Raw genomic sequence first — 26,365 nt, forward strand, 5'->3', positions numbered from 1 at the left:
CAAAGAAATAGTTTATAAGCAATGATAAAAATTTATCACTAATTATAAACTATCTTTTCTGTCTAATCCCAGTGGGATTTCAATAATAAATGTAGTTCCTTCGTTAAGTTGTGACTCTACTTTTATATCATATCCTAGATAGCTAATGATGTGTTTTACAATAGATAATCCAAGTCCCGTTGATTTTTGATTTCTTTTTCTTGATTTATCAACTACATAAAATCTTTCAAAAATTCTTTTTGTATCAGCTGGAGCAATTCCTATCCCACTATCACTTATTGATAAGAAATAAGAATTTTCTCCTAACTCATAAGAAACTGTAATATCTCCACCAACTTTATTATATTTAATAGCATTTTCATAAATATTTGAAACTAGATCATAAAATAGGGATTTTGAAGTCTTGATTTTATATGGTTTTATATTACTAATGACTTTTATATTTTTATTATCAGTAAGTCTTAGATATTTTTCTATAGTTGCGTTTACAACTTCAGATATATCAACTTCTATAAAGTCCTTATCAAAGTTATTTTCATCTAGTCTAGATATTTTTAGGATATCATCTATTATATCTAAGAGCCTGTTACCCTCTTTATAAATTATTTCTGCAAATTTGTTAACATCATCTTCCTTTGCTATGCCCGTTGCAATTAATTCTGCATATCCATTTATAGATGTAAGCGGACTTTTTAACTCATGGGTGACATTTGCAGAAAACTCGCGGCGCATCTTTTCTGACTTCATATCTTCAGAATTATCGATGATTATCATAGCATAAGCTTTTTGTGTGCTAGTTGATAATGGATCGATAAATATTCTTAGATAATATCCATTTAGTTTTATATCTAAAATCTTGCTACGTTTTAAGATTGACGCTTCTCTTAGAGCCAAATTGTATTCTCTATCGTCGATAAGATTTGTGATATGCGATTTTTCATCCGCTGCTAAATATTTTTTAGCCGAATTATTAATAAGCTCTACATTTCCATCTCCGTCAAAAAGGATAAATCCTTCTTTCATATTACTGGTTATGTTTGTAAACTCTGATAATTTTGACTTTAAATTTTCTGATTCTAAACTTAAAGTATTTATCTGATCTACGTAAGTTTTTAGAGGCCATTTAATATCTTCATAACGACTATCTTTTATTATCATATCGTAATTGTTATATGACATATCTTTGATATAATCATCCAGCTTATCTGATACATATTTATCTATAAAATATTTTATTAAAATTGCTAATAAGATATGCAATAGCAATAGAAAAACATTGATATAAAAACCAATATTATGAATATATGAAATTAATAAAACATTTTCTCCTTTTTGATCATACACTGTTTGATTAGTTAAAGATTCATATAAACTTGTATGAAAATCATATTTTTCATTGGCAAAATTAAATTTACTATAGTTTTTAATCTCTATCCTATCGGGATTAAATAAAGTTTGGCTATCTTTTCCTATATAAACTACTGACAAATCCCTATGACTGTTATTAAATTTTTCTAAAGTTTTATAAAAATCAGCATTATTTTCTTCCATTAAAAGAAAGCTCAAAGCATTTTTAGCAAAATTACTTTGAGCTTTTTCTCTTGTTTTATAAGAAATACCATTGCTGATTAGAAAAGATAGGATTAAAAGTATCATTGCCAATCTTTTCATAGAGTATCTTGCAAGTTGTTTCATATTTCTCCAAACTTATATCCTAAGTTTCTTACGGTTTTTATGTGCTTTCCTTCGTTAAGAAGTTTGTTACGCAAGGATGCTATATGAACATCAACTGTCCTAGTTTCTCCTTCGTAATCATAACCCCAAATTTTTAAAAGAAAATCTTCTCTAGTTATTACATTGCCGATATTATTCATAAATAATAATAGCATTTCAAATTCTTTAAAAGTTAAATCGATGAGATGGCCTGAAACTTTTACAGTTCTTTTTCTAGTATTTATAGAGATGTCTTCATAATTTATATGATCACTATCTTTTTTAACTGATCTTCTCAAAACTGCTTTTACCCTGGATATTAGTTCAAGGATAGAAAATGGTTTTGTAATGTAGTCATCTGCTCCTGATTCTAGGCCTAAAACCTTATCAAATTCATCAGTTCTAGCTGTAAGTAATATTACAGGGATATCAGAAAACTCTCTTATTTCTTCAAGTATTTCTATACCGTCTTTTTCAGGCAACATTATGTCTAGTATTAAAAGCTGGCCGCCTCTATTTTTAATAAGCTCTACAATATCTAAGCCATCTTCAAAGGTGGCTACTTCATATCCTTTTTCAGTTAAAGCATAGTCTACTAGATTTCTTATAGACTTATCATCTTCAACTACATATATCATTCTTAAAGCCTCGTAGCTAGATCGCCAACTCTTGCTAGACGATCTCCTAGTCTTTCAAAATATTTATAAAGTAGAACTTTTTCAGAAAGCTCAATAGCACCTATGCTATTGTTTTTGTTTAAATCTGCAATATAGTTTACCGCTTCTTCAAATAACTTATTATTTACTTCATCATCTTCTATAGTTTTTAGACCCAAATCATTGTCATTATGGATGAAAGCTTCTATACTATCTGTTGACATTTGTTTTTGATTTGATATGAATCTTTTTATGAAGTCAACTTCTTCATCATTTAGTGAATACTCAATCATAATCATTGATGCTTGAGCTAAATGGCTAGCTATTCTTTTGTAAGTTGAAGCAAGTTTTATGCTCATTTGTAAAAATCTTAAGTCTTTTGCAACTGGTTGTTGTAAAGCTAAAAGCTCAAAGCAAAATCTTTCTACATCTGCAGCATTACGTCTAATGTCATCATTTAGTTCTATGACTTCTTCAAGATTTTTGTTATTATGATTTTCTAAGTATAAGTCGAGCTTATCGTAACATAGTATGACAAGTTCCATAAGCTCATTACTCATATTTCTTACAGAATCAAGATCTTGTCTATACCTAGTTCTCATAATCTAACCAAACCTTCCTGTAATGTAATCTTCTGTTCTTTTATCTCTAGGATCTTCAAAGATTTTAGTTGTATCATCCATTTCAATAACTTCTCCTGTTAGGAAGAATGCAGTTTGATCTGAGATACGTGCAGCTTGTTGCATGTTGTGAGTTACAATTACGATTGTGTATTGTTCTTTTAAATCTTCCATCAAATCTTCTATGGATGATGTAGAAATAGGGTCTAGCGCTGATGTAGGCTCATCCATTAATATAATTTCTGGTTTTACAGAAAGTGTTCTTGCAATACAAATTCTTTGTTGTTGTCCACCAGAAAATGATAGTGCATTTTGATCAAGCTTATCTTTAACTTCATCCCAAATAGCAGCTTGCTTTAAAGATGTTTCAACAATTTCATCTAATGTATCTTTATCTTTGATGCCATCTAGTTTTGGTCCATAAGTTAAGTTATCATAAACAGATTTTGAAAATGGGTTTGGTGTTTGGAAAACCATACCTACATTACGACGTAAATTTACTACATCTACACCTGGTTGATAAATATCTTTTCCATTTATTTCTATAAGACCATCAATCTTACAAGATTTTACTAGGTCATTCATTCTATTAAAGCATTTTAGTGTAGTTGATTTACCACAACCTGATGGTCCGATAAATGCAGTTACTTGACCTTTTTTTATATCCATATTAACTCCCTTAAGAGCTTGGAAATCTCCATAGTATAAATCAAGGTCTTTTACTAAAATTGATGTATCAAGATCTGAGTATTTATTTTTACGATCTAGAGTATGAACTTGTCTAGAGCCATCTCTATTGTCAAAATCTACCTGTTCACTTTCAATAGTATCAATAGTTTCTTTAGCATTTGATACTTCAGTTGTTTTTTCATCTTCGCTTACAACTTTTTTATTAGTAGATAGATTTTCATTTGTATTTGTCGTGCTGTTATCAGCAGACTCAAATGTTTTTTTATCCATTTATTTCTCCTCTTAGTTAACTAAGGTTTTAGTAATTTTTGCTGATATCCAGTTAATAAGTATAACAAATATCAATAGTAAAACAGCTGTCGCATAAGCTTCTTCTACATGGAAACCTTCTGATGAAAGCATATACATGTGTACAGCTAAAGTTCTTGCTGAGTTTCCTAAGTTTTTAGGAATAGAAGGTTGGGTTCCCATTGTATAAATTAAAGCTGCTGATTCACCAACAATTCTTCCTGTTGCTAGGAATATACCACCAAGAATACCATCCATAGCCTCTGGAATTACAACTTTAAATATAGTTTGTATTTTTGTTGCTCCAAGTGCTAGTGACGCATGGGCTTGGAGTGGATTTACTGTAAGAATTGCTTCTTCAGTAGTTCTAATAATAGTTGGCAATATCATTATAGCCACAGTTAAACAACCTGCAATAAGTGAGTATCCCATACCCAAACCTAGGTTTGTATTTGTTACAAAAAATAAGTAACCAAACAGACCATATACAATAGATGGGATTGATGATAGGATTTCTGTTGCAAACCTAACTGCTTTTATAAAGTATTTGTTCTCAGCATAATTTGACAAATAAACTGCTGTAAAAATTCCGATTGGTAATGTAATTAATAAGGTTAAAATTATTGTAAATAATGTCGATATAAGTGCCGGCATTATTGAAACGTTTGTTGATGTGTATTTCCATTCAAAAAGTGATGGTGATATATTTGGTATACCTTGAAATAGGATGTAAAGAATAATTATTCCACCAAAAGCATATGCCAACACTGTAAATAGCCATACAAATATTTTATAAGCTGTAGTCATATATACTCCTAGTCAATAATTAATATTTCGATTCACTTTTATCTCTTATAATATTGAAAATTATATTAATAATCAAAATAAAGAAGAATAAAACCATTCCTGTTGCTATAAGTGACTCTCTATGCATACCTGATGCATAACCCATTTCAAGAACGATGTTTGTAGTAAGTGTACGCGCACCTTTAAGAATACTATGAGGCATTCTAGGTTGGTTACCTACTACTAGGTAAACTGCCATAGTTTCACCAATAGCACGACCAATAGCAAGGATAATAGAAGAAAAGATACCGCTTTTAGCGTAAGGAAGCATAACGTGATGAATAGTTTCTTCTTTTGTAGCTCCAAGTGCTAAAGATCCAGTATAAAATACTTTTGGTACTTGGCGAAGAGAGTTTTCTGAGATATTAACCATTGTAGGTAATATCATGATACTAAGTAATATAGATGCTGTAAGCATATTGTATTGTTGAGTATGGAAAATTTTACCAATTCTTGGCGCAAGAACTACCATGGCAAAGAAACCATATACAACTGAAGGGATAGCTGCCAATAAATTTATTAATGATTTAAGAAAGTTATAACTTTTATCAGCATAGTAAGCCATAAATATAGACACTGCTAGCCCAAAAGGTAGGGCTATCAGTGTAGATACTGCAGTTACAATAAGAGAGCCTACAATCATAGGCAAGATTCCGAAACTTGCTGGTTTTGCTGTAGGCGCCCATTTATCTCCCGTTATAAACGGAACAAGTCCGTATTTACTTACGAAATTTATTCCCGATCTAAAGATAAAGAATATAATTAATAAAATAAGTACTACGGACATTGCTGCTGATATAAGGAATAAGATTTCTCCAAATCTTTCCTTAGTATTCTTCATTTTTCTAGTTTAGTTCTCCAGTGTTTTTGATTTTACCAGCGAATATTTGTTTTAATTGATCTACAGTTAAGTCTTCAACTTTGCTGTCTTTGTTTACGATAACAGCGATTCCGTCTGTAGCGATAACTTCTGGTTTAAGTTGATCTTTTTCTTCATCTTTAAGTTCTCTTGAAGCCATAGCGATTTGTGCTGCTCCATCGATTGCAGCTTCGATACCAGCTGATGAACCGTTAGATTGAAGTTCAATTGTTACTTCTGGGTTTAATTCTTGGTAAGCTTCGATGAATTTTTCCATTAATGGAGTAACAGATGTAGAACCTGCAACTGTGATTGAACCGCTTAGTCCTTCAGCAGCTGTATATTCTTCTGTATCTTTTAAAGGTACATATCCTTCTTCTTTAACGATGTCTTGAGCTTGTTTTGAAAGAGCGAATTTTAAGAAGTCTTTAGAAATATCATCTAAACCCTCTTCTTTATATGCAAGGTTGAATGGTCTTGAGATTTTGTAATCTCCTGATTCGATGTTTTCTTCTGTTGCTTCTACGCCTTCTACTTTTACAGGTTTAACTGTATCATTTAGAGAACCTAGTGAGATGTATCCGATAGCTGATGGATCTTGAGCTACTGATGTCATAACTCCGTTTGTTGAGTTTTGAACTACAGCGTCAACTGTGGTTTTATCTTCTTTTTCACCAGCATCATTTTCTTCTTCAAGTCCTACAAGTTCGATGAATGCTCCTCTTGTACCTGAACCATCTTCTCTTGATACTACTGTAAAGTCATAGTCTTCAGCGTTAGCTGTGTCAGCTTCTTCTGTTTTTTCTTCTTTTGTATCGTCAGCTGTTTCTGTTTCTTTTGCAGCATCATCTTTTGCTGCATCATCAGTTTTTTCAGCTGTATCAGCTGTTTCAGTTTGAGCTGTATCAGCTGGTTTTTCTTCAGTTGTTTTTGCGTTATCATTACCGCATGCTGTTAGAACTAATCCAAGTGATAGTGCTGCAGCAATAATTTTTGAATTTTTAAGTGTCATGAAAAATCTCCTTATAGTTTTCATATATTTGTTTTCTTGTACATTCTACATAAACTTTATTTAGAATATTTTAAAGATTTGTAAAGTTTATGTAAAATCTGCCTCTCCTACATTATCTATATACCCAGTACACAAATTTTAAACATTTGATTTTGCCTTATCCTCATCTTTCTCAGGAATAAATATATTCATTAAAAATGCAAATAATGTCGTTAGGACTACAGGTGAAGAACCTATTGCTACTTCAAGGCTTTGTGGCATAAATACTACTCCAGCATTATGAGCTGCAGTAACTACTTGAGTAAATCCAAAACCAATTGCTACAGAAACACCTACTATATAAGTATTTCTCATAGATAGTGGTTGGCTAGTTATCATTCTTATACCATTCATAGTTATGGCAGCAAAAACTGAAATTGTTGCTCCGCCTATAACTGGAAATGGAATTGTAAGCAACAATGAAGAGAACTTAGGAACGAGCCCTGCTATTAAAATCATAACTGAAGATGTGATAAATACTTTTTTATTTATTACTTTATTAATAGAAACAATTCCTGCATTTTGTGAAAATGTTGCTGTTGGTAAGGTCCCTATAAATGAACCTATAATATTTGCTAAAGAAAAGCCCATTATGCCACCTCGTAGCTCATCATCACTTGCAGGTCTATCCATTCCTCCAATGGTAGTCGAGCTCATATCACCTATTCCCTCAATACAGGTGACTATGAAAATAATTATAAATGCGGCAATTGCTGATGGTTCAAATCTGATACCAAAATACATTGGAGTTGCTACAGAAAACCATCCAGCTTCTGAAACCGGGCTTAAATCTACATAACCCATAAAATACGCTAATATATAACCAACAATCATAGAAAGTAAAACTGAAGCTAGAGAAAACATCCCCTTGCCAAAATGTGTAAATATTATATTTGCAAGAAGGGTTACAGCTGCAATAAACCAATATTGCCAAGAGCCCCAACCAGCCATAGCTAAGTCTCCACCGCCACCCATGTAGTTTAAAGCAACTGGATATAAAGAAAGTCCAATTGACAATACAACAGTACCAGCTACAAGTGGTGGGAAATATGGCAGTACATATTTAAGAGCATATCCAAATATAAATGAAAAAATAGCTGCAATTAATTGTGCTCCTAAAACAATTGCTACAATATTTTTTGCACCCAGACTTTCAAATTGATTAGCCAAAGCTATCATAGTAGGTACATAAGAAAAACTTACTCCATAAATCATAGGCAGCTTATTACCTATAAGATGCATAGGTGCTAAAATAATCAAAAGGGTAGTAAGCGCAGATCCAATTAATGACATTTGCACTAAAAGTATAGAATCTGCATAGTCTAGTCCAGCAGCACCTGCAAAAATTAATGTTGGTGCAATACATCCTGCAATCATAGCAATAAGATGCTCAAAGGCTAAAGGCAATGATTGCTTTAAACTAACTGAACCCTCTACAGTAAATAAATTAGAATAATTTTTATCCATTATCTCTCCTTAACATAAAAAATGAAACAACTGACTAAATAACATCCTAAATGAATAATGATTTTATTTTATAACAATTTAGCAGTAAATATTTTAAATTAATTGGTAAAATTATAAATTTACATAAAATACTTTAGCTAAAAACGTTATCCTTGACAAGAAATGTTAAAAAATTATAATTATAAAGAATTATATATAAAGAAGAGGTTTTACATGAGCAATATTTTAGTACCAGAAGGGTACACATCAGATCCAGATTTATACGCTACACAACTATTAATAAAAGAAATAAAAGATTATTTTCAAATCAATTTAGCAAATAACTTAAATTTAAAAAGAGTTTCTGCTCCACTTTTTGTATCAACAGACTCAGGTCTAAATGATAATCTAAACGGTTTTGAGGGACCAGTTGTATTTGACGTGCCAGAAGCAAACAATGAAGAGCTAGAAATAGTACATTCTCTTGCAAAATGGAAACGCTATGCCCTAAAAAACTACAATTTTAAAATGCATGAGGGCCTATACACAGACATGAATGCTATCCGTCGTTGTGAAGTACCAGATAATACCCACTCATTTTATGTCGATCAATGGGACTGGGAGTTTATTATGCAAGATGATGAGAGAAGTGTTGAATACTTAAAAAGAGTTGTAAATGTAATTTATCGCACTTTAAAATCTTTAGATGAATATCTATGCAATCTTATTCCTCAAAGACACAAGCTTTTAAAAGATCAAATTACCTTTATTACTAGTCAAGAGCTACTTGACAAATATCCAGATGTAGAAGATAGTACAGAACGCGAAAGACTTGCAGTAAAAGAATACGGTGCAATATTTTTAATGCAAATTGGAACTACTCTTTCAAATGGTGAAAAACACGATAATAGGGCTCCTGATTATGATGACTGGTTATTAAATGGAGATCTTATAGTTTATAATCCAGTTTTGGATGACCAATTAGAGTTATCTTCCATGGGCATCCGTGTAAATCCAGATAGATTAAATGAGCAATTAAAACAATCAGATAATCTTTACAGATTAAAATACGAATATCATAAACTACTAATAGATGGGAAACTTCCTCAAACTATTGGCGGTGGTATCGGTCAATCAAGAATTTGTATGTTCTTCTTGCAAAAAGCTCACATTGGTGAAGTGCAAGTTTCTTACTGGCCAGATGATTATAGAAAAACCCTTGAAAATAAAGGTGTAACATTATTATAGAAATTCTGAAATTTCAGCTATAAATATATCGCCATATTGGATTAATTTTTTATCTCCCACACCCTTAACTTCTAAGAATACTTCCTCACTTTGAGGTTTTATAGTTGCCATTTCTTTTAGTGAAGCATCAGAAAAGATTATAAATGGGGGAATGTTTCTGTCTTTTGATAAGTCAAGTCTTACTTTTTTTAGATGATTAAATAGTTTATCATCATAGTCACGAGGGTCGATTGACCTAGAAATTCTTTCTTTTTCTTTGACAGGATCTTTTTTATTTTCGATTATAAATACTTTTTCATCTTCAAAAAGTACGTCCTTAGATTTTTCAGTTAATTTTAAAATTGGATATTGGCCCCCGCTTACTCTGATATATCCATCTGCAATAAGAGAGCCTATCAAGTCTTTGATATACTTTTCATCATTAGATTTCATAATACCATAGGTTGAAATTTCTGATAATTTTTTTTCACGAGCATTTTTATTTTGTGAGCCCTTTAAGCAATCGACAATTGTTTTTGATCCATATCTCTGATCTAATCTATAAATGCATGATAGGATTTTTTGACTGTCAATTGTTGCATCAGTTTTTTTTGTATCTGACAAGCAATTTGAACAATTATCACAAAAATCCATTGACTGGCTACCAAAATAATCTAGTATAAACCCCCTTAAACAATTGCTGGTATTTACATAATTTATTATTATTTGAAGTTTTTCTAGCTGATACCTTTTGAAGGCAGGGTTATTGCTTTGATTTATTAAAAACTTGTTAATAATAATATCTTGAGCATTGTAAAGCAATATACATTCCGCATTTTCCCCATCACGTCCTGCACGTCCAGCTTCTTGGTAATAGGATTCCATATCTTTTGGCATATTATAATGAATTACAAATCGGACATTGCTTTTATCTATCCCCATGCCAAAGGCATTGGTCGCAACTATTACTTTTTTTCTATCATAAATAAAGTCATCTTGGTTTTTAATTCTAGTTTTTTCAGCAAGACCTGCATGGTATTTTGCTACGTCTATTCCTATCTTCTTAAGTGACTTGTAAACTTCGTCTACTTTTTTGCGAGTTGAAGCATAGATTATACCAGATTCATTGTTATGATCTTTTAAAAAATTTTTTAGAAATTTGAGTTTATCATTTGGTTTTTCCACGATATAGCTTAGATTTTCCCTATCAAATCCTGTTACTTTTACAAATGGATCTTTTAAATCAAGATTTTTTATTATGTCGTCTCGTACTTCTTTGGTAGCGGTAGCAGTAAATGCTGCAACGGGTATGTCTCCTAGTGCTTCATATATGTTTGGTATTAATTTATAGGCTGGTCTAAAATCATGCCCCCACTGACTGATACAGTGAGCTTCATCTATTGCTAGAAAATTTATATCTAATGTTTTTATAAAGTCCATAAAAAAGTTATTTTCTAACCTTTCTGGGGATATATATAAAAGTTTTATCCTGCCTCTACTTATTTGACTTAATGCATTTTTGTATTCATCACTTGTCATAGATGAATTGATAAAGCTTGCACTAATACCATTTTCATTTAAAGCATCTACTTGATCTTTCATCAGTGAGATCAAGGGAGAAATCACAAGGGTAATGCCATCCATAATAAGTGCGGGCAATTGATAGCAAATAGATTTACCTCCCCCAGTTGGTAAGACTCCTAAAACATCTTTGCCGTCTAAAATATTATTTATTATTTCTTCTTGGCCTGGTCTAAAGCTTTCATAGCCAAAATATTTTTTTAAATTTTTAATCAGTAAATTTTCTGTCATAATAAATCCTAAAAAAAATAATTAAGCTCCTAAGAACTTAATTATTATTTTCTTGGTCTTGGCTTTCCGCTTCCTCATCTACTTCTTCTTTAGGAAGATCTGAATCAGGATTGTCGGTAGGCTCTTCTTCATTTTCATCTTCTGATGTTGTATCTTCTTGGTCATCTTCAGTTGGAGTTTTATTTGTAATATATTCTTCCTCTTCTAGGATAGCTCCTTCACCCTTATTAAAGGTTATATCCCCAACTTTAGTTTTTAAGCTGATATCTTTTTGAGCTTTATTATTTTTGCTAAATCCATCTTTTATATTTCTATAAGAAATATTTCCAAGTATGAAATTTCCTACTTCAAGATTTGCTTTTACATTGTAATTATCTAAACCATCTTGGGAGCTTATAATAATATCTCCAGTTTGGGTTGTAAAATCTGATCTGGTACCCAGTTTGCTTTCGTTTATTAAGATATCTCCAGCATTTGTTGTAAGTTTTGTATTTAATAGTTCAGATTTATCTAGTTTAATGTCACCAGCTTCATTTGTCACACTTCCACCAAAAAATGAATTTTCAAAGCTAATATGACCAGATTTTACATTTAAGTCTAGATTTCTAACTTCTAAATCACTTACTTTTACATCACCTGCATTAATATTTGCTTTAATTTCTTCAAGATTTTTATCCATAGGCAAGAAAATTCTAAGGATTTGCACCTTATTTTTCATATTTAATTCCTTACCCTTAATGTTTGATTTTAGATTCAATACCCCATTTTCATAAGAAACATCTATGGTGTATTCATCTTCATCTCCTCTTTTAAGATTGGTGTATTCGATGTAAGGGTTGGTATTTGAACGTTGGATACGGACATCAGCTGTTTTTAAATCAATATTGATTTTATTGATTTGATTTAAGTCTACCCTCATGATTGTAGATTCATTGTAAGAATTTTGATCGATGGACTCAGATGTTTGAATATCTTTACTGGTTGAATTTTGTTTTTTATTTACAAAGTAAAGAGCAGCTGCTATTAAAATAATTAAAAGTAGGCCGATAAGTAAATTTCTGCGATTTAAATTTTTATATCTATTTTTTCTTTTGCCTGGTCTTTGGTCTTCTTCATTTAGTATTTCTTCAAGCTCAGGATCGTAAAGCTCTTCATCTTTTATTTTTTGGTTATTATCTTCCATAGTTTTCTCCACTAGGTCTATTTGAATTAACTTGTAGCATTTGCAAAAATAAAGTTAGGACAAAAATCCAAATTATTGCTGAAATATTAAAAATTTCTCCATCATAAAATGGTTTAAGCAATACTTCAAATAGCTTATTTTCTTCAATGCCGCCTATAAAATATTGTACCATAAATATGAGTGTAGTTATATTATAAAATACTATAATTATATTTAGAAAATGTTTGGTAAATTTTAAATCATTTTCTTTTATATATATTACTACAGCAATAAGCAAAACACTTGCTAGAATCATAAAATATAACATTTTTTTATTTTCTACATTAAAAAAACCAAATATGGTCATAAATATTAGGACAAAGGCCTTAAATTCATTTAAAAAATTTGATTTTTTTGTTTCTGTATCACTCATAATCAATACTCCATAGATATAGCCCACTTGCAGAAAGGGCTGGGTTTGCTTTTTTTGTATTTTTAGAATCAAAAAAATTTCTAAAATCATCTAAAGATAATTTGCCACGAGCTAGCTCTATCAAGGCTCCAGACATTATCCTTACCTGATTGTGCAAAAAACTATTTGCTTTAAAATATATTTCTAATCTACTTTCATTTTCAATAAAGTATGCATCTTCAATACTACGGATAGTGTTTATTTCTAAATCCTTATCTATACGCATAAAAGCTTTAAAATCGTGTTCACCTTTTAGTATATCAAGTCCTTTTTGGAGTTTATCCAAATCCAAAGGGTATGTAATTTGTTCCATATAATTTCTATGTATGGGATGCATTATTTTATCCCTAAAAATAACATACTGGTAGGTTTTACTTTTTGCAGAAAATCGGGCATGAAAGCCCAAATCTACTTCTTTTGACTCTAAAGAAATAATATCATCTGGTAGATAAGGCTCAATGTGAAATTTAAAGGCCCTAGGATTGATATTTGTAGCTGTCAAAAAATTTACATATTGAGCATAGGCATGGACTCCTGCATCAGTCCTGCCTGCTGCAATTATGCGATTATTTTCATTTGTTACCTTATGAATGGCTTTTTTTACTTCACTTTCAATATTTCTAAGATTTTCTTGGTACTGAAAACCGTGAAAATTAGTTCCGTCATAGCCGATTTTAAGTAATATATTTTTTACCATATATATTTTTTAACTATCATAAATACGCAAAATCCTAAGAATAAAAAGAGAGTCAGATAATCTGTTTTATCCATAAAGATTTCGTTAAGTTTAGTACGTTCTTCCCCAATGCGGTACATTCTGGCTTCCATAGCAGTTGCAAGCTCATCAGATCTTTTAAATGAATTTATAAAAAGTGGTACCAAAAGCGGAATCATAGCTGTGGCACGATTTATAATGTTTCCAGACTCAAAGTCTGCACCTCTTGCCATTTGTGCCATTCTTATTTTATTTGCTTCATCAAATAATGTTGGGATAAATCTTAGGGAAATACTTATCATCATTGCAAGCTCTCCTGCTGGAAAACCAAATCTCTTTAGAGGAGAAAATAACTTTTCTAACCCATCAGTTAACTCCATAGGACTTGTTGTATACGTTAATATTGAAGTAGTAAGAATAATTAAAATCAATCTTATGACTGTAAAAACAGTTCTATATACCCCTTCATCGGTAATTGTTAGGGGTCCTACATTTAATATTACATTTCCTGGGGCTGTAAATAAATTTATAAGCGCAGTTACAATGATAATAAATAATAAGGGTCTAAGAGATTTAAATACATTTTTTATAGGAATCTTTGCTACAAAAAGCATAGCAAAAAGCAAAATTGCAAATGGAATAAAGCTAATAATATCATCTACAAAAAATATAGTGATGATATAAGCAAAAACTCCGATAAGTTTTACCCTAGGATCTAGCCTGTGGATAAAGGTATCAAAGGGTAAATATTGGCCTATTGTTACTTTATTCATTGGCTACTCCTAAATATCTACTAAGTTCTTTAACTGCATCCTCTATTGTGTAAATATCATCGCGAACATCATGTCCCTTTTCTTTGTAAGCTGTCATAAATTTTGAAATTTGAGGCACATCTAAGCCTATTTTTTCTAAATCTACTTTCGTAAATGTATCATATGTGGATACGTCGCTATAAATTTGTCCCTTATTCATTACAATGACCCTATCTACATACTCTGCAACATCTTCCATAGAATGGCTGACTAGGACAATAGTAAGTTCTGGGTCGTTTTCGTAAATATTTATAATTTCTCTAAATATTTCTTCACGTCCTACCGGGTCTAGACCTGCTGTTAGCTCATCTAAAACTAAAACCTTTGGATTCATTGAAATGATTCCTGCAACAGCGACTCTTCTTTGCTGGCCACCAGAAACTTCAAATGGGGATACATCCTTGTATTTCTCATAATCAAGGCCTACTTTTGCCATAGCTTCTTTAACTCTTAAATCTATCTCATCTTCTGATAGTTTCATATTTGTAGGGCCAAAGGCAATGTCTTTTGAAATGGATTCTTCAAAAAGTTGGTGTTCTGGATATTGAAATACCAAACCCACTTTAAATCTGATATCTCTGCGTTTTTCCTTATCTTTTGTATTTACGTCATCTACTATAACATCACCATTACTTGGAATTAAAAGTCCATTAAGTAATTGGACTAGGGTAGACTTTCCTGATCCTGTTTGACCAATAAGACCTATGATCTCGTGGCTTCCTATGTGTAGATTGATATCTTTTAGAGCATATACTTCAGAAGGTAGTCCCTGATTGTAAATATAATCAACATTTTTTATATCTAAATTCATATGCTCTCCAAAAATTCATCAATACTCAATGGTAACCTATCAAATTTTACACCTTTTTGTTTAAGTTCATAAGCTACCTCGGTTACTTGAGGTACAGAAAGACCTAGGTCCTTCATTTGATCAACCTTAGAAAAAACTTCACGAGCAGATCCCTCCAGGGCCTTTTGTCCTTTATCTAAAACTACTATTTTATCAGCAATTATAGCCTCTTCCATATAATGTGTTATATATATAATTGTCTTACCATAATTTTTGTTTAAATCTTCTACAAGCCTTATGACATCTTTTCGACCTTGTGGGTCAAGCATAGCTGTCGGCTCATCAAAAATGATATAATCGCTCATCATTGCAATTACACCAGCTATGGAAACTCTTTGTTTTTGTCCACCTGATAGATTAGCTGGATTTCTTGTTTTAAAATCATTCATACCAACTAATTCTATAGCATTATCTACTCTTTCACGCAGCTCTGGGTTTGGGATTTGTAAGTTTTCTACACCAAAGGCTACTTCTTCTTCGACAGTTGTTGCAACCATTTGATTATCTGGATTTTGAAAAACCATGGAGCATTTGCCCCTCACATCCCATATTAAATTTTCATCTTTAGTATTTAAGTCATCTATCCAAATATTGCCCTCTGTCGGAAAAATCTGTGCATTCATTAGTTTCCCTAGGGTTGATTTTCCAGAACCATTATGCCCTAAAACTGCAACAAAATCTCCCTTATTAATATCAAGATTTAGTCCATTTAGGGCAAAGTGTAACTCTTCATCATCATTTGATGGATAAGCATAACTTAGATTTTCAATTTTTATCATATTCTCTCTTAATAAGCCATTGCTGGCGAGTTATTTGTACTTGATTCGTAAACCACAACTGGTGTTAGGTAATCTACATTTTCAAATAAAGTTTTGGCAACTGATGGTGGCAGATTGTAGCAACCATGTGATCCCCTTTGTAAATATAATTGTCCACCAAAAGCAGATCTCCATGGCGCATCATGGAATCCTTCGCCGTCCCATCCAATTGGCATCCAATAATCTACTGGTGTTTCGTATGATGTTTGTCCATCAAAATTTAAGCCTCTTAATTTTGTATTAGCAGCTTTATTTAAGATTTGACCAACACCGACATTACTAGCCCATCCATCAACTGGTCTTCCTGAAACCAAGTCAGACTCTAAAATTAGGCTACCATTTTTATAAAACCATAAATGCTGACGAGAAATGTCTACTTCTACATAAGTATCACCAATATCTTCCCCAGTTTCAGTTCTAACAAAAGCTATGTTATCATAAACTGGCTCAATATCTCCACTTTGTCTAGAGTTTATTTGCTCATAGATTTTATCAACCATGCCATCAACATCTAGTCTAAATCCATATACTCCTGGACCTACCACAATTTCTCCAATACCTGTAGCATTAAATTTACGATTTTTTCCATAAGTATCTGTTTCGCTTGCAAGATATTTTGCATACTCATATACTTTATCATAATTTAGTTCTGGGCCTTCATCATTCATATCAAATAAATCAAGTAATGAATCTCCCTCAAGTTTTAGGTCAAAACCATTAAAATTAAATTTAATTGACATATCTTTTAAGCTTTGAGCATCAGCCAAGGCATCTTGAATTTGTTTTGAATCACTTGTAAGTTCTGGATTTACATAATAACTATCATCTAAAACTAAATCATTGCTTTTAGTATTTATGTTATCTATTATTGCTTTTTTTAATTTTTCCTTATCAATTTTATCTCCGGAAACTTCTTTTTCTATATAAAAGTCTCCGTCCTTCATCGCAACTTTTGCATTTTCTGGCTCGGTAAAATTGCTCATCACACTTGAGCTATCAATTACTTTATCAAGCTTATCTTTGTCATAAAATACCTTGTAGTTAACATCAAATTTTTGTTTTTTATTACTAAGTAAGGCAGATGGCCAAGTAAACGGATTTTGATCTATTTTTGCATCCTTAGGCACTTCTGCTTTGTAGTCTATGTCTGCTGGATTAATTTTAAAGCTTTTATCAGATCGACCGCTTACATTTAAGCTAAAATCCTCTGGTGCTGATGCTATGGCTTCCTTTTTTGATGCATAGGATATATCTTTGCCATTAAGATATGTGCCTGGCAAGGCTATATTTGAAAAAATTATTGTTCCTATCAAGTAAATAGCAACAACAATTGAAAGAATTATAAGTCCAATTCTTTTACCATTTTTGTTATTATTTGTCTCCGTCAATTATTTCCTCCATTTTTATCAGGCTTTTTTCCAAAATATTGGTAAAAATCAACTTTTTCACCACCGTTATATAACTTTCTTTTTTTTGAAAGTTTTCTTTTAAATTTTTGATCAAATTTCTCATCACTAGTTATAAAATAAAAAGACCAAGTCTCCATATTTTTAAACTTTTGATTTATTTTTTTGTATATTTCATCTGTATCAACATGTGATAGTCGCTGTCCATAGGGAGGGTTTGTAATCATAATTCCAAAATCATCTTTTATAGCTACATTTGTAATATCGCGAGTTATAAATGAAATGTCTTCGCCCACCCCTGCATTAATCGCATTATTTTTAGCTAGAGAAATGGCTCTACCAGAAATATCTGAGCCAAGTAAATTTAGTTTCTTGTCATAGTCAATTACTTCTAGTGCTTCTTTTTTTGCCAATTTATGATGGTCTTTGTCTATAAAAATAAAGTTTTCAAAATCAAAATCTCGGTCTATGCCAGGAGCAATATTACGAGCTTTTCTGGCGGCCTCAATCAAAATAGTGCCAGACCCACAAAATCCATCAAATAAAAATCTATCAGGATTATAAAAAGATAAGTCAACTAAAGCTGCTGCTAAATTTTCACGAAGTGGTGCCTTTACGGTATCCTCGCGATATCCGCGTTTATGAAGTCCCTCTCCAGAAGTATCGATAGCAACTGTTGCAAGATCATTTTTTAACATTACTTCTACCTGTACTTTATGACCATTTTTTTCAAAATGATTGATATTATATCTTTTTCTCATTGATTCGATAATAGCTTTTTCGCTGACAGATTGAATAGTGCGGATAGAAAATAATTTTGACTTATGACTCCTTGCAGAAACTATAAAATTGCTATCTTTTGCCAAAAAATCTGGCCATGAAATTTGCTTAACCTTTTCAAAAAGCTGATCGAAATCATGCGCCTTAAATTCATCAATAACAAGATAGACCCTATCGGCCTCATGTAAATTTATATTTAGTTTTGAAATATTAGATAAATCAGTATTTAAACTAATCATCCCATCACTAACTTCAAAATCTTCAAATCCCATATCCAAAAGTTGTCTTTTGACAAGAGCTTCAAGACCGAAACTAGTGGTAATCAAAAATTTAGTCATACTTTTATTATAACTTTAAAAACTAATATTTCATCTTGATTTTTAAGGTATTTTGGTCATTAACAATAAAAACCACCCGTAGGTGGTTAATTATTTGTTCTCTTCTAAGAAATTGTACATTTTTTCAAAAACTATTTGTCTATGATCAAAGTTTTTAAATGAATGATCAGCTTCTATTATCTGCTCATATTTTGCATGTGGATAAGCTTTTTCAAGCTTTTGGTTGGCATCATTATACACCAAATCATCCTGAGTTCCTCGCAAGATCAATACATTACCCCTATATTTGCGAGCTTGTCCATAAATATCTTTTGGCAGAAAATCAATCAAGAATTTTTTGTGAAGTTTTACTCCACCTATATCCACATCTTCTATTTCTCTTACTTTTTTTGCTATTTCTAGCTTTTCAAGATTTTCCCTATCAGTTTTTGGATCAAAATAGGTCATTCCAGCTATTTTTAAATAATCAGGATTATTCATATCACTTGCTGGGGCTAAAAGAACCATGGCTTTTGGATTAATTTTTGGTGCAATAAGGGTCGATATTACCCCACCTAAGGAATGTCCCACAAGGTAAATTCTATTTCTATCAACAAATTTACGAAGCCTTGTAAAATCATAAATCATAACGGCTTCTTCTTGTTCACGACTTACTGTCATATCGTAAAAATCGCCATCAGACTCATTTGTTCCAGAAAAATCAAAACGCATTGTGATATATCCCCTATCTGTTAAAAATTGTGAGTTTTGTCCTCGAAACCATGCACTACCATTACGATCTCCACCAAAACCATGGTAGAAAATCACAGCCGGATATTTTTTGCTCGCATCAAAGTCATCAGGGGTGTTTATAACACCTCTTAAAATTATTCCGTCTTTTTTTGATATTTGTTCGTAAAAATATTTCATATTAAGCTCTTGAATTTAATATTCTTGCCATTTCAACACCAGATGCTGATGCTTGAGAAAGTGAGTGGGTCACCCCTGAGCCATCGCCTAGGCAATATAGACCTTTTTGAGTGGTTTCAAAGTTTTTATCAACCTCTACTACAGAATTATAGAATTTTACTTCTATCCCATATAAAAGTGTATCATCATTTGCCATACCTGGGGCAATCTTATCTAATTGATAAATCATTTCGATAATATCATCAAGCTGTCTTTTAGGCATTACTAGTGATAGGTCCCCGGCAGTTGCATTTAAGGTTGGTTTTGTAAATGATTTTGTCATACGTCTTTCTGATGAACGACGTCCTTTTACTAAGTCTCCAAATCTTTGCATCAAAACACCCCCACCTAACATATTTGAAAGTTTTGCAATGGATTCACCATATTCATTTGAATCTTCAAATGGCTCAGTAAATTTATTTGTTACAAGTAAAGCAAAGTTTGTGTTTGGTGATTGAAGATTAGGATCTGTAAATGAGTGGCCATTTACTGTTTGGATTCCATTTGTATTTTCAACTACAACTTGACCGTATGGATTCATACAGAATGTACGAACTACATCATTATATTGCTTGGTTTGATACATAATTTTTGCTTCATAAACATCATCTGTAATGTGTTTAAAAACTTCTGCTGGCACTTCTACACGCACACCAATGTCTACACGGTTTTTGTGAGTATTTACCTGAAATTTATCGCAAACTTCTGATATCCATTTTGATCCAGAACGGCCTGCAGCTAAAACTAGATCCTTGCATGTGAAAGTCTCCCCACCATTTGTTTTTATAGTATATGTATTATTTTCATAAGAAACATCTGTTACCATTGTTCTAAATTTAAAATCTATTTGATCTTTTACATAATCATAGATTTTTTGTAGAATAATCTTGTTTCTTTCTGTACCAAAATGTCGTACTTTTGCATCCAAAAGGTGCAAATCATGTCGAAGACATTTTGTTTTTAGGTCATTTTTATCAGTAGAATATAATTCTAAGTCTCCACCATCAAATTCCATTAAAACTGAATCCACATATTCCATTAGTTCCATGGCTTTTTCTTCACCTATGTACTCATGTAAGTCTCCACCAAAACTTGTCGTAATATTGTATTTACCATCTGAAAGTGTACCAGCTCCTCCAAATCCATACATAATATTGCAAGGTTTACAGTGAATACAGTGATCAACTTTTCCATCTGTAATTGGACAAGATCTATTTGCTACTTGCCTACCACCATCTATTACTAAAACTTTTTTATCAGTATTTAGCCTTTTAAATTCGTAGGCCATAAAGGCTCCAGCAGCCCCAGCGCCAACTACTATAACGTCATAATTTTCCATAAAAAGCCTCGTTTCTCTAAATTTGCCTAGAGTACTATACAATATTAATTATAAATGACAAGGCTATTATTCATATATAGCTCGGACTCCGCCAATAAGTTTTGGACGTGATTTAAGAGCAGTTACCCTTGCATCTCCAATATATTTTTCTTTTAATCTAAGTGGTACTTGGACAAATTTTACATGCATTGCTATTTCTGTATCGCCAATGTCAATGCCAGCTTTTGCTATCACGTGTTCAATAACTACTGGATTTTTCATTTGGCTAAATGCTGCCACACTCATAGCACCACCTGCGTGTAGGGCGGGAACTACTGATACGATATCAAAATTATTTTTATCGGCCACTTCTTTTTCTATTACAATTGCACGATTTAAATGCTCACAGCATTGTACAGCTAGTTTTATATTTTTTTCATCAAGGATTTCTAATACCGTTTCTATTACTGCGTTTCCAATTTCTAAGTTAGAATCTTTTCCAATCATCCCGCCTTTTATCTCACTAGTTGAACCTCCTAAAACTAAGATATCATTTTCTTTTAAATCTGCTTCTTCTATCAATTCAACAATCGCATTTCTAGTTTGATTTTTAATATTTTTTAAATTTTCCATATGCAAATCTCCTTAAGTATATTATACGACTTTAAATTTTTCCAAAAAAATAACCCTAAGCTTTACTTAAGGTTATTTTCCGATTTTTTCTTCCCTACCATAATAAAATAAATATTGTTGGGCATATCCTGCAAGTTCACCAAAATACTCTCTAACATAGTCATCTACTAATCTTTTCGGAACCTCGTGGCCTATAAAAAGTGTTTCCATAACTCGTTTTATCCAAACATCCACTGGGAATGTTTCACGCCTATGATAGGTGAAAAGTAAAATACAATCCGCAACTTTTGGACCAATTCCTGGCATTTCCATTAATTTTTCTTTTAGTTCTTCAGTTGATAATGTCTGATCGCTATCAAAATCTAAATATCCATCAGCAACCATCTTGCTAGCTTGAACTATTCTTACATCACGAAAACCAACTCTGGCAAATTCGCGAAGCTCTAATGGATCTACCTTTGCTAAAACTTCTGGTCTTGGAAATCCATAATATTTGCGTCCCATATATTCGCCTATATAATCTCCATATCTTTCACTAATGATTCTTATAGAATTTTTTATCCTAGTAATACCATTATTTGCAGAAATTATAAAGGAAATTACTGTTTCAAACATCTCTTGATTTAAAATTCTAATTCCATAACCATAGTCTGATGCTGTTTTTAAAATCTCATTTTCTGATAATTGTTTTTTAATTGCGCTATAATCAATACCTAGATCAAAATAATCATAAAATATTTCATAAAAGTCATCTAGAGAAATATTTCTAATCAAAACATCACCTTCTCTTTTTAGGACATTTATGATTTTTCCCAGGTGAACTGCTGTGTATGAACCATCTTCTTCGATATTAAAATTAAAACATTGTCCACATTCAAAAATATGAGTTGGATTGAATGATTCGTGTTTTAAAACTAATCCATCACTAGTTTCTTTTATATTAATTTGATTTTTTTCTTTAAAGATATATCTCATTATTTAACCCTAACTGCATGAATTGCTAGTCTTTGGTCAGCATAGTCGTATTGGCATGTTGAAAGTGTGATGATTTGATCATCAGGTTTAAATGTAACATTTGGTAGACTAACTTCAGAGTTGCCTCTTAGTTGGTTAAAATAAGGAACAACGTCATCTCTATTTGTAAAATAAAGAGTTCTATAAGCATAATCTGCTGGTATACCATATGCTGAGAATATTTGATATTCGCGAAGTTCAGTTTTTGTTGCTAAATAGATAGTTGTATGTTTTTCAGCAAATTCTTGTTTTCTGTATTGGTCAAGCGGTGTAAACATGGAGTTTATTTCCAAGTGGTGACCATAAATTACTGTATTATCATCATTAAAATCTGGTTTATTATTCATATCTATAAATATAGATCCAGCTATGTCGTATTCTTTATTTATTCCTCGACGAAGGTAAAAATCATTATCCGACCCTTGTAAAACAGGATAAGCTATTCCAACTTCAGGAATTTCTATAAATCCTACTATATCTTCGTTATTGTATTTTTTAGCTAGGGCGTCCATTACTTTTAAATAATGTTGGTGTTTTTGCTCCCATGGGTCAGCACTTGAGTTTTGATCAGAATTTTCATCACTTTCATGCTGCATTTCTGTCTCAACTTCTTTAACCACATTTGCTAGCTCTTTATTATTATTTGAATTTGTTCGGTAATCTAGTAGCCTTTTTCCTAAAATTGCAATACAAGCAAGGATTATAAGAATTAGGAAAAACCTAACGACACTCATTACTTTAGATTTCATCGTACCACCTTTAAAATTTAGTTACTATTAGTATAATATACCATAATGAAGATAATATGAAAATAAATTTTAAGGAGATATAACAATGAATGATTATAAATTATTTGTAGGAACAATTTGCCCATATTGCCAAAAAGTAGAAAACTTTATGAAAGAAAATGATATCAAAATTGAAGTAGTAAATATAGAAGAAAATCGTGATGCTATGCGTGATCTAATCGAAAATGGTGGTAAAAGACAAGTTCCATGCCTATACCACGATGGCGAATACCTATACGAATCAGATGATATCATAGAATTTTTAAGGGAAAATAAATAACTGTCATAAATTTTGCTCAAATGGGAATAATATTTAGAAGGAGCAAATATGATAAAATTAATAACATCTGATATTGACGAAACCCTGGTAGACAATTTAAAAAACGTACCAGAGGTAAATACCAGAGCAATAGCCAAAGCAGAAGACAATGGTATAAAAGTAATGCTTGCTACAGGCCGTGGACCATATGAATTAAGGCAAATCCCAAGTCAAGCTGGAGTTACTGGCAAAGACAGATTTATAATTTGTTGTAACGGTGCCATAACTCTTAAGGCAGATACCCGTGAAATAGTAGACTCAATGCCACTAGAATTTGAATATGCCAAGAACGTTTTTGAATTCGCATACAAAAACAATTTACAGTTTTTCGTCTATACTCTGGATCGTAAATACGCAATAAACCTTGACCCAATCGAAGAGTCAAACGAATATACAAACGAGACCAGAGTTGAGGAGATCCAAGGCGATAATATTGATTTTCTAAAAGACGAAATTTTACTAAAAGCCTTGATAAAAAATAATGACATAGATTTCTTGCATTCATTAGAAGTAGATGTAGCTAAAATAACTGACTATAGTTGTGAAATAGCTTATTCTTCTGATTTATATATGGAAATAAATGCAAAAAATGTAAATAAGGCAACCGCCCTAAAAAAAGTTTGCGAATATTATGGATTTGGTATGGAAAATACTTTGGTAATCGGTGATAACTATAATGATGTAGCAATGATTGAAGCTGCAGGTATCGGTGTAGCTGTAGCAAATGCCCACTTGCAGGTAAAAGAAGTAGCAGATTTTGTAACTGATGCGGACAACGAAGAAGGCGCAGTTGCAGAAGCAATTAAAAAATATGCATTTGATAACAAATAAAAAAGAACTGACTAATGAAAGTCAGCTCTTTTTATTTGTACCAATATTTTCCGGAATCATCAATAAATTTTTTATAAACAAAATATATTGCTCCACCAGCTAAGATGACTGGCAAAAATTGAACTATAAGTCCAATTCCTAAACCGAAAATAATTAAAGGTAGGAAAAGTATGCCACCAATAAGTAAAAATGGCAATAATAAGGCTTTTCCAACTAATTTTAGTACTAAACCTAAAACACCAAATATAATTTTAAACACTAGGGAAAATATAAAAGCTCCCAGTGCAAATGTAAAAATTGTAGTCAACATAATCTTTTCCTTTCTGAAAGACATCAAATTTCTTTTAATTTATTCTAATAATATTATACCACAATTTTAACAAATTCAACATATTATTAAATATTTTAATTTAAATTTTAAATATATTAAAGTTTAACTCTTATTTCACAAGATATTTCAAAAATTTCATTAGGCTTCAAATGATAGATATCTTTCTCTTTATCTTCAAAGGCATTACCATTATATGTTGGCTCTATACAAATGTAGTCCCCCTTAAAATCGGACCAGAAGACATATTTGTTAATGTTTTTTATGCCTATAATTTCAATTTGTTTGTCATTTAATTTAAATTTTTCATTTGAAGAATCTTCATAAATGCTATTTGGCAATTCTTTTTTATCGATGCTTCTATCATTTATTACTACTGAATGATCATGAGCATAAAAGTACGGATGAAAGCCGGGTGCTACTAGTTTTTCTTCATCCGAAACATTTTCTATCATAAGATTTAAAAGTAAGTTTGGCCCGTCTAGCTCATAAACTACAGTAAATTTAACATCTTTGTAGGATTCTACACCCTCTAGGCTTAACTTTATAAAACTTTCTCTTTGTTCTAGAACTTCCCACAATAAATCCCTTCCAAATCCATGGGATGGAAGGGAGTTTAATGTATCATCTACACCAAAATTAGGAGCACAAACGTGCATGCCACCTCGAATTTTAAGAATATCCCCAATTTTAACCATTACTTTCGGAAAAAAATATTGGAATATCTTTAACTTCAAAATTATCTATATATGCACCATTTGTATTCACTTCTAAACTTGCTAATGAATTTTTTAAGCTAATTTTCATATATTTTGTATGTCTGGCTCTTGTGCAGGTTGTCTTTTGCCTAAATCTTGGTCAAGCATATATATTGAGTGCCAGTCATCCCCTACTCTTTCCATTCTGGTAATCATTTTTGTGAAGTTCTCTTCTTCTTCTACTTGTTCATCTATATACCATTGGATAAATGAAAATACACGTGCATCTTCTTCACGAGCTTTATCTGAGATTTCAATAATTCTTTTTGTTACTTCTTTTTCATGTTCTAGGGCAGTTTTTAATACTTCTAAAATACTACCGTAATCACTTTTTGGTTCAGAAATTGCTTTGTAGTGTGGTCTATATCCAACAGATTGAAGGAATTTTCTCATACCTTCTCCATGCATGATTTCTTCATCTACTTGGATATCTAACCATGTAGTAAAACCATCTAAGTCTAGGTCATCTGTGTATGCGCTCATTGCTTTGTATATATAAGCTGACTCATATTCAAAGTTCATTTGTTCATTTAATAAATCCAATACATTGCTCATTTTTATACCTCTTTCATTTCTAAAAAATTGTCATATAAAACATAAACCCCATAAAAACCCAAGTCATTTTTGAGTAAGATTTTAGTTATCTGGCCTATGCTTTTTAGTGGAATCTCGACTGTAAACGAATTATTGCCCACATTTATTTTATTGTGGGCAAGTAATGATTGATCTTTAATTTCATTAAAAATTTCTTTTGCCATTGACCTATCAAAATCAAAATCCAAGACAAAGGTTACTGGATAAGTTTTTGATAAATCCTCCTCATATTCAATTTTTTTGATTAAAGATACATTTTTCATAAACAAGCCT

General features: G+C 31.7%; 29 protein-coding genes. 3 read left to right on the top strand and 26 right to left on the bottom strand.

The window, feature by feature from the left end; translation table 11 throughout:
* Positions 1 to 42 precede the first annotated feature (42 nt).
* The 8 genes from ACKRLN_RS05755 to ACKRLN_RS05790 all read right to left on the bottom strand — a co-directional run bounded on the left by ACKRLN_RS05755 (position 43) and on the right by ACKRLN_RS05790 (position 8,190).
* A complete protein-coding gene (locus ACKRLN_RS05755) occupies positions 43 to 1,695 on the bottom strand; it encodes an ATP-binding protein (protein WP_416334556.1) in 1,653 nt (550 codons plus the stop codon).
* On the bottom strand, positions 1,692 to 2,351 hold the full coding sequence (locus ACKRLN_RS05760) for a response regulator transcription factor (RefSeq protein ID WP_203128449.1): 660 nt from the start codon (positions 2,349 to 2,351) through the stop codon (positions 1,692 to 1,694). The genes ACKRLN_RS05755 and ACKRLN_RS05760 overlap by 4 nt, the downstream gene beginning before the upstream one ends.
* A gap of 2 nt (positions 2,352 to 2,353) precedes the next feature.
* Positions 2,354 to 2,971, bottom strand: coding sequence for a phosphate signaling complex PhoU family protein (locus ACKRLN_RS05765; RefSeq protein ID WP_203128451.1), 618 nt, complete (start codon positions 2,969 to 2,971; stop codon positions 2,354 to 2,356).
* A 3-nt stretch (positions 2,972 to 2,974) separates the two neighbouring features.
* On the bottom strand, positions 2,975 to 3,718 hold the full coding sequence (pstB, locus tag ACKRLN_RS05770; protein ID WP_416335385.1) for a phosphate ABC transporter ATP-binding protein PstB: 744 nt from the start codon (positions 3,716 to 3,718) through the stop codon (positions 2,975 to 2,977).
* Between the two features lie 243 nt (positions 3,719 to 3,961).
* Complete coding sequence (gene pstA / locus ACKRLN_RS05775) at positions 3,962 to 4,774, bottom strand: phosphate ABC transporter permease PstA (RefSeq protein WP_203128453.1); 813 nt, start codon at positions 4,772 to 4,774, stop codon at positions 3,962 to 3,964.
* A 19-nt stretch (positions 4,775 to 4,793) separates the two neighbouring features.
* A complete protein-coding gene (gene pstC / locus ACKRLN_RS05780; protein WP_203128455.1) occupies positions 4,794 to 5,654 on the bottom strand; it encodes a phosphate ABC transporter permease subunit PstC in 861 nt (286 codons plus the stop codon).
* 4 nt (positions 5,655 to 5,658) lie between these two features.
* Complete coding sequence (locus ACKRLN_RS05785; protein ID WP_416334557.1) at positions 5,659 to 6,684, bottom strand: substrate-binding domain-containing protein; 1,026 nt, start codon at positions 6,682 to 6,684, stop codon at positions 5,659 to 5,661.
* A 138-nt stretch (positions 6,685 to 6,822) separates the two neighbouring features.
* A complete protein-coding gene (locus ACKRLN_RS05790; RefSeq protein WP_416334558.1) occupies positions 6,823 to 8,190 on the bottom strand; it encodes a uracil-xanthine permease family protein in 1,368 nt (455 codons plus the stop codon).
* Positions 8,191 to 8,403: 213 nt separating this feature from the next.
* Here ACKRLN_RS05790 and asnA point away from each other — a divergent pair, with 213 nt between their 5' ends.
* A complete protein-coding gene (gene asnA / locus ACKRLN_RS05795; protein WP_416334559.1) occupies positions 8,404 to 9,417 on the top strand; it encodes an aspartate--ammonia ligase in 1,014 nt (337 codons plus the stop codon).
* Here asnA and recQ read toward each other — a convergent pair.
* From recQ to srtB, 14 genes are all read right to left on the bottom strand, one after another.
* Entirely contained in the window at positions 9,412 to 11,208 is a 1,797-nt protein-coding gene (gene recQ / locus ACKRLN_RS05800; RefSeq protein WP_416334560.1) for a DNA helicase RecQ, read from the bottom strand. The two genes, asnA and recQ, sit on opposite strands and share 6 nt — an antisense overlap.
* Before the next feature lie 37 nt (positions 11,209 to 11,245).
* A complete protein-coding gene (locus ACKRLN_RS05805) occupies positions 11,246 to 12,391 on the bottom strand; it encodes a DUF4097 family beta strand repeat-containing protein (RefSeq protein WP_416334561.1) in 1,146 nt (381 codons plus the stop codon).
* Positions 12,381 to 12,803: a hypothetical protein gene (locus ACKRLN_RS05810; RefSeq protein ID WP_416334562.1), complete on the bottom strand. Its 423-nt coding sequence runs from the start codon at positions 12,801 to 12,803 to the stop codon at positions 12,381 to 12,383. The genes ACKRLN_RS05805 and ACKRLN_RS05810 overlap by 11 nt, the downstream gene beginning before the upstream one ends.
* Positions 12,796 to 13,539: a tRNA pseudouridine(38-40) synthase TruA gene (gene truA / locus ACKRLN_RS05815; RefSeq protein WP_416334563.1), complete on the bottom strand. Its 744-nt coding sequence runs from the start codon at positions 13,537 to 13,539 to the stop codon at positions 12,796 to 12,798. Before truA ends, ACKRLN_RS05810 begins: the two co-directional genes overlap by 8 nt.
* Positions 13,533 to 14,330, bottom strand: coding sequence for an energy-coupling factor transporter transmembrane component T family protein (locus ACKRLN_RS05820; protein ID WP_416334564.1), 798 nt, complete (start codon positions 14,328 to 14,330; stop codon positions 13,533 to 13,535). The genes truA and ACKRLN_RS05820 overlap by 7 nt, the downstream gene beginning before the upstream one ends.
* Entirely contained in the window at positions 14,323 to 15,180 is an 858-nt protein-coding gene (locus tag ACKRLN_RS05825) for an energy-coupling factor transporter ATPase (protein WP_416334565.1), read from the bottom strand. The genes ACKRLN_RS05820 and ACKRLN_RS05825 overlap by 8 nt, the downstream gene beginning before the upstream one ends.
* A complete protein-coding gene (locus tag ACKRLN_RS05830; protein ID WP_416334566.1) occupies positions 15,177 to 15,998 on the bottom strand; it encodes an energy-coupling factor transporter ATPase in 822 nt (273 codons plus the stop codon). The genes ACKRLN_RS05825 and ACKRLN_RS05830 overlap by 4 nt, the downstream gene beginning before the upstream one ends.
* Positions 15,999 to 16,006: 8 nt before the next feature.
* Positions 16,007 to 17,425: a peptidoglycan binding domain-containing protein gene (locus ACKRLN_RS05835; RefSeq protein ID WP_416334567.1), complete on the bottom strand. Its 1,419-nt coding sequence runs from the start codon at positions 17,423 to 17,425 to the stop codon at positions 16,007 to 16,009.
* Complete coding sequence (locus ACKRLN_RS05840; RefSeq protein ID WP_416334568.1) at positions 17,422 to 18,561, bottom strand: THUMP domain-containing class I SAM-dependent RNA methyltransferase; 1,140 nt, start codon at positions 18,559 to 18,561, stop codon at positions 17,422 to 17,424. Before ACKRLN_RS05840 ends, ACKRLN_RS05835 begins: the two co-directional genes overlap by 4 nt.
* Before the next feature lie 90 nt (positions 18,562 to 18,651).
* Positions 18,652 to 19,470 carry an alpha/beta hydrolase family protein gene (locus ACKRLN_RS05845; RefSeq protein WP_416334569.1) on the bottom strand — a complete coding sequence of 273 codons (819 nt, stop codon included), beginning with the start codon at positions 19,468 to 19,470 and terminating at the stop codon, positions 18,652 to 18,654.
* Position 19,471: 1 nt separating this feature from the next.
* On the bottom strand, positions 19,472 to 20,848 hold the full coding sequence (locus ACKRLN_RS05850) for an NAD(P)/FAD-dependent oxidoreductase (protein ID WP_296140345.1): 1,377 nt from the start codon (positions 20,846 to 20,848) through the stop codon (positions 19,472 to 19,474).
* A gap of 66 nt (positions 20,849 to 20,914) precedes the next feature.
* Positions 20,915 to 21,460 (bottom strand): TIGR01440 family protein, encoded by a 546-nt coding sequence (locus tag ACKRLN_RS05855; protein ID WP_296140348.1) that lies wholly within the window; start codon positions 21,458 to 21,460, stop codon positions 20,915 to 20,917.
* A 72-nt stretch (positions 21,461 to 21,532) separates the two neighbouring features.
* Complete coding sequence (locus ACKRLN_RS05860) at positions 21,533 to 22,438, bottom strand: DNA-3-methyladenine glycosylase family protein (protein ID WP_416335386.1); 906 nt, start codon at positions 22,436 to 22,438, stop codon at positions 21,533 to 21,535.
* A complete protein-coding gene (gene srtB / locus ACKRLN_RS05865; RefSeq protein WP_203126406.1) occupies positions 22,435 to 23,223 on the bottom strand; it encodes a class B sortase in 789 nt (262 codons plus the stop codon). The genes ACKRLN_RS05860 and srtB overlap by 4 nt, the downstream gene beginning before the upstream one ends.
* Before the next feature lie 85 nt (positions 23,224 to 23,308).
* Here srtB and ACKRLN_RS05870 point away from each other — a divergent pair, with 85 nt between their 5' ends.
* Both ACKRLN_RS05870 and ACKRLN_RS05875 read left to right on the top strand, forming a co-directional pair.
* Positions 23,309 to 23,542, top strand: a complete 234-nt coding sequence (locus ACKRLN_RS05870; protein WP_296140351.1) for a glutaredoxin family protein — start codon at positions 23,309 to 23,311, stop codon at positions 23,540 to 23,542.
* Positions 23,543 to 23,590: 48 nt separating this feature from the next.
* Positions 23,591 to 24,412: an HAD family hydrolase gene (locus tag ACKRLN_RS05875; protein WP_203126404.1), complete on the top strand. Its 822-nt coding sequence runs from the start codon at positions 23,591 to 23,593 to the stop codon at positions 24,410 to 24,412.
* A gap of 31 nt (positions 24,413 to 24,443) precedes the next feature.
* Here ACKRLN_RS05875 and ACKRLN_RS05880 read toward each other — a convergent pair whose 3' ends face one another.
* The 4 genes from ACKRLN_RS05880 to ACKRLN_RS05895 all read right to left on the bottom strand — a co-directional run bounded on the left by ACKRLN_RS05880 (position 24,444) and on the right by ACKRLN_RS05895 (position 26,355).
* Positions 24,444 to 24,746, bottom strand: a complete 303-nt coding sequence (locus ACKRLN_RS05880; RefSeq protein ID WP_416334570.1) for a hypothetical protein — start codon at positions 24,744 to 24,746, stop codon at positions 24,444 to 24,446.
* 92 nt (positions 24,747 to 24,838) lie between these two features.
* On the bottom strand, positions 24,839 to 25,438 hold the full coding sequence (locus ACKRLN_RS05885) for an aldose epimerase (RefSeq protein ID WP_416334571.1): 600 nt from the start codon (positions 25,436 to 25,438) through the stop codon (positions 24,839 to 24,841).
* A gap of 105 nt (positions 25,439 to 25,543) precedes the next feature.
* A complete protein-coding gene (locus tag ACKRLN_RS05890; RefSeq protein ID WP_203126398.1) occupies positions 25,544 to 26,053 on the bottom strand; it encodes a ferritin in 510 nt (169 codons plus the stop codon).
* Positions 26,054 to 26,055: 2 nt separating this feature from the next.
* Entirely contained in the window at positions 26,056 to 26,355 is a 300-nt protein-coding gene (locus ACKRLN_RS05895; RefSeq protein ID WP_203126396.1) for a hypothetical protein, read from the bottom strand.
* Positions 26,356 to 26,365 lie beyond the last annotated feature (10 nt).

This window comes from Anaerococcus sp. AH8042_DFU013_CI05 (assembly GCF_047936775.1).
Taxonomy (GTDB): Bacteria; Bacillota; Clostridia; order Tissierellales; family Peptoniphilaceae; genus Anaerococcus.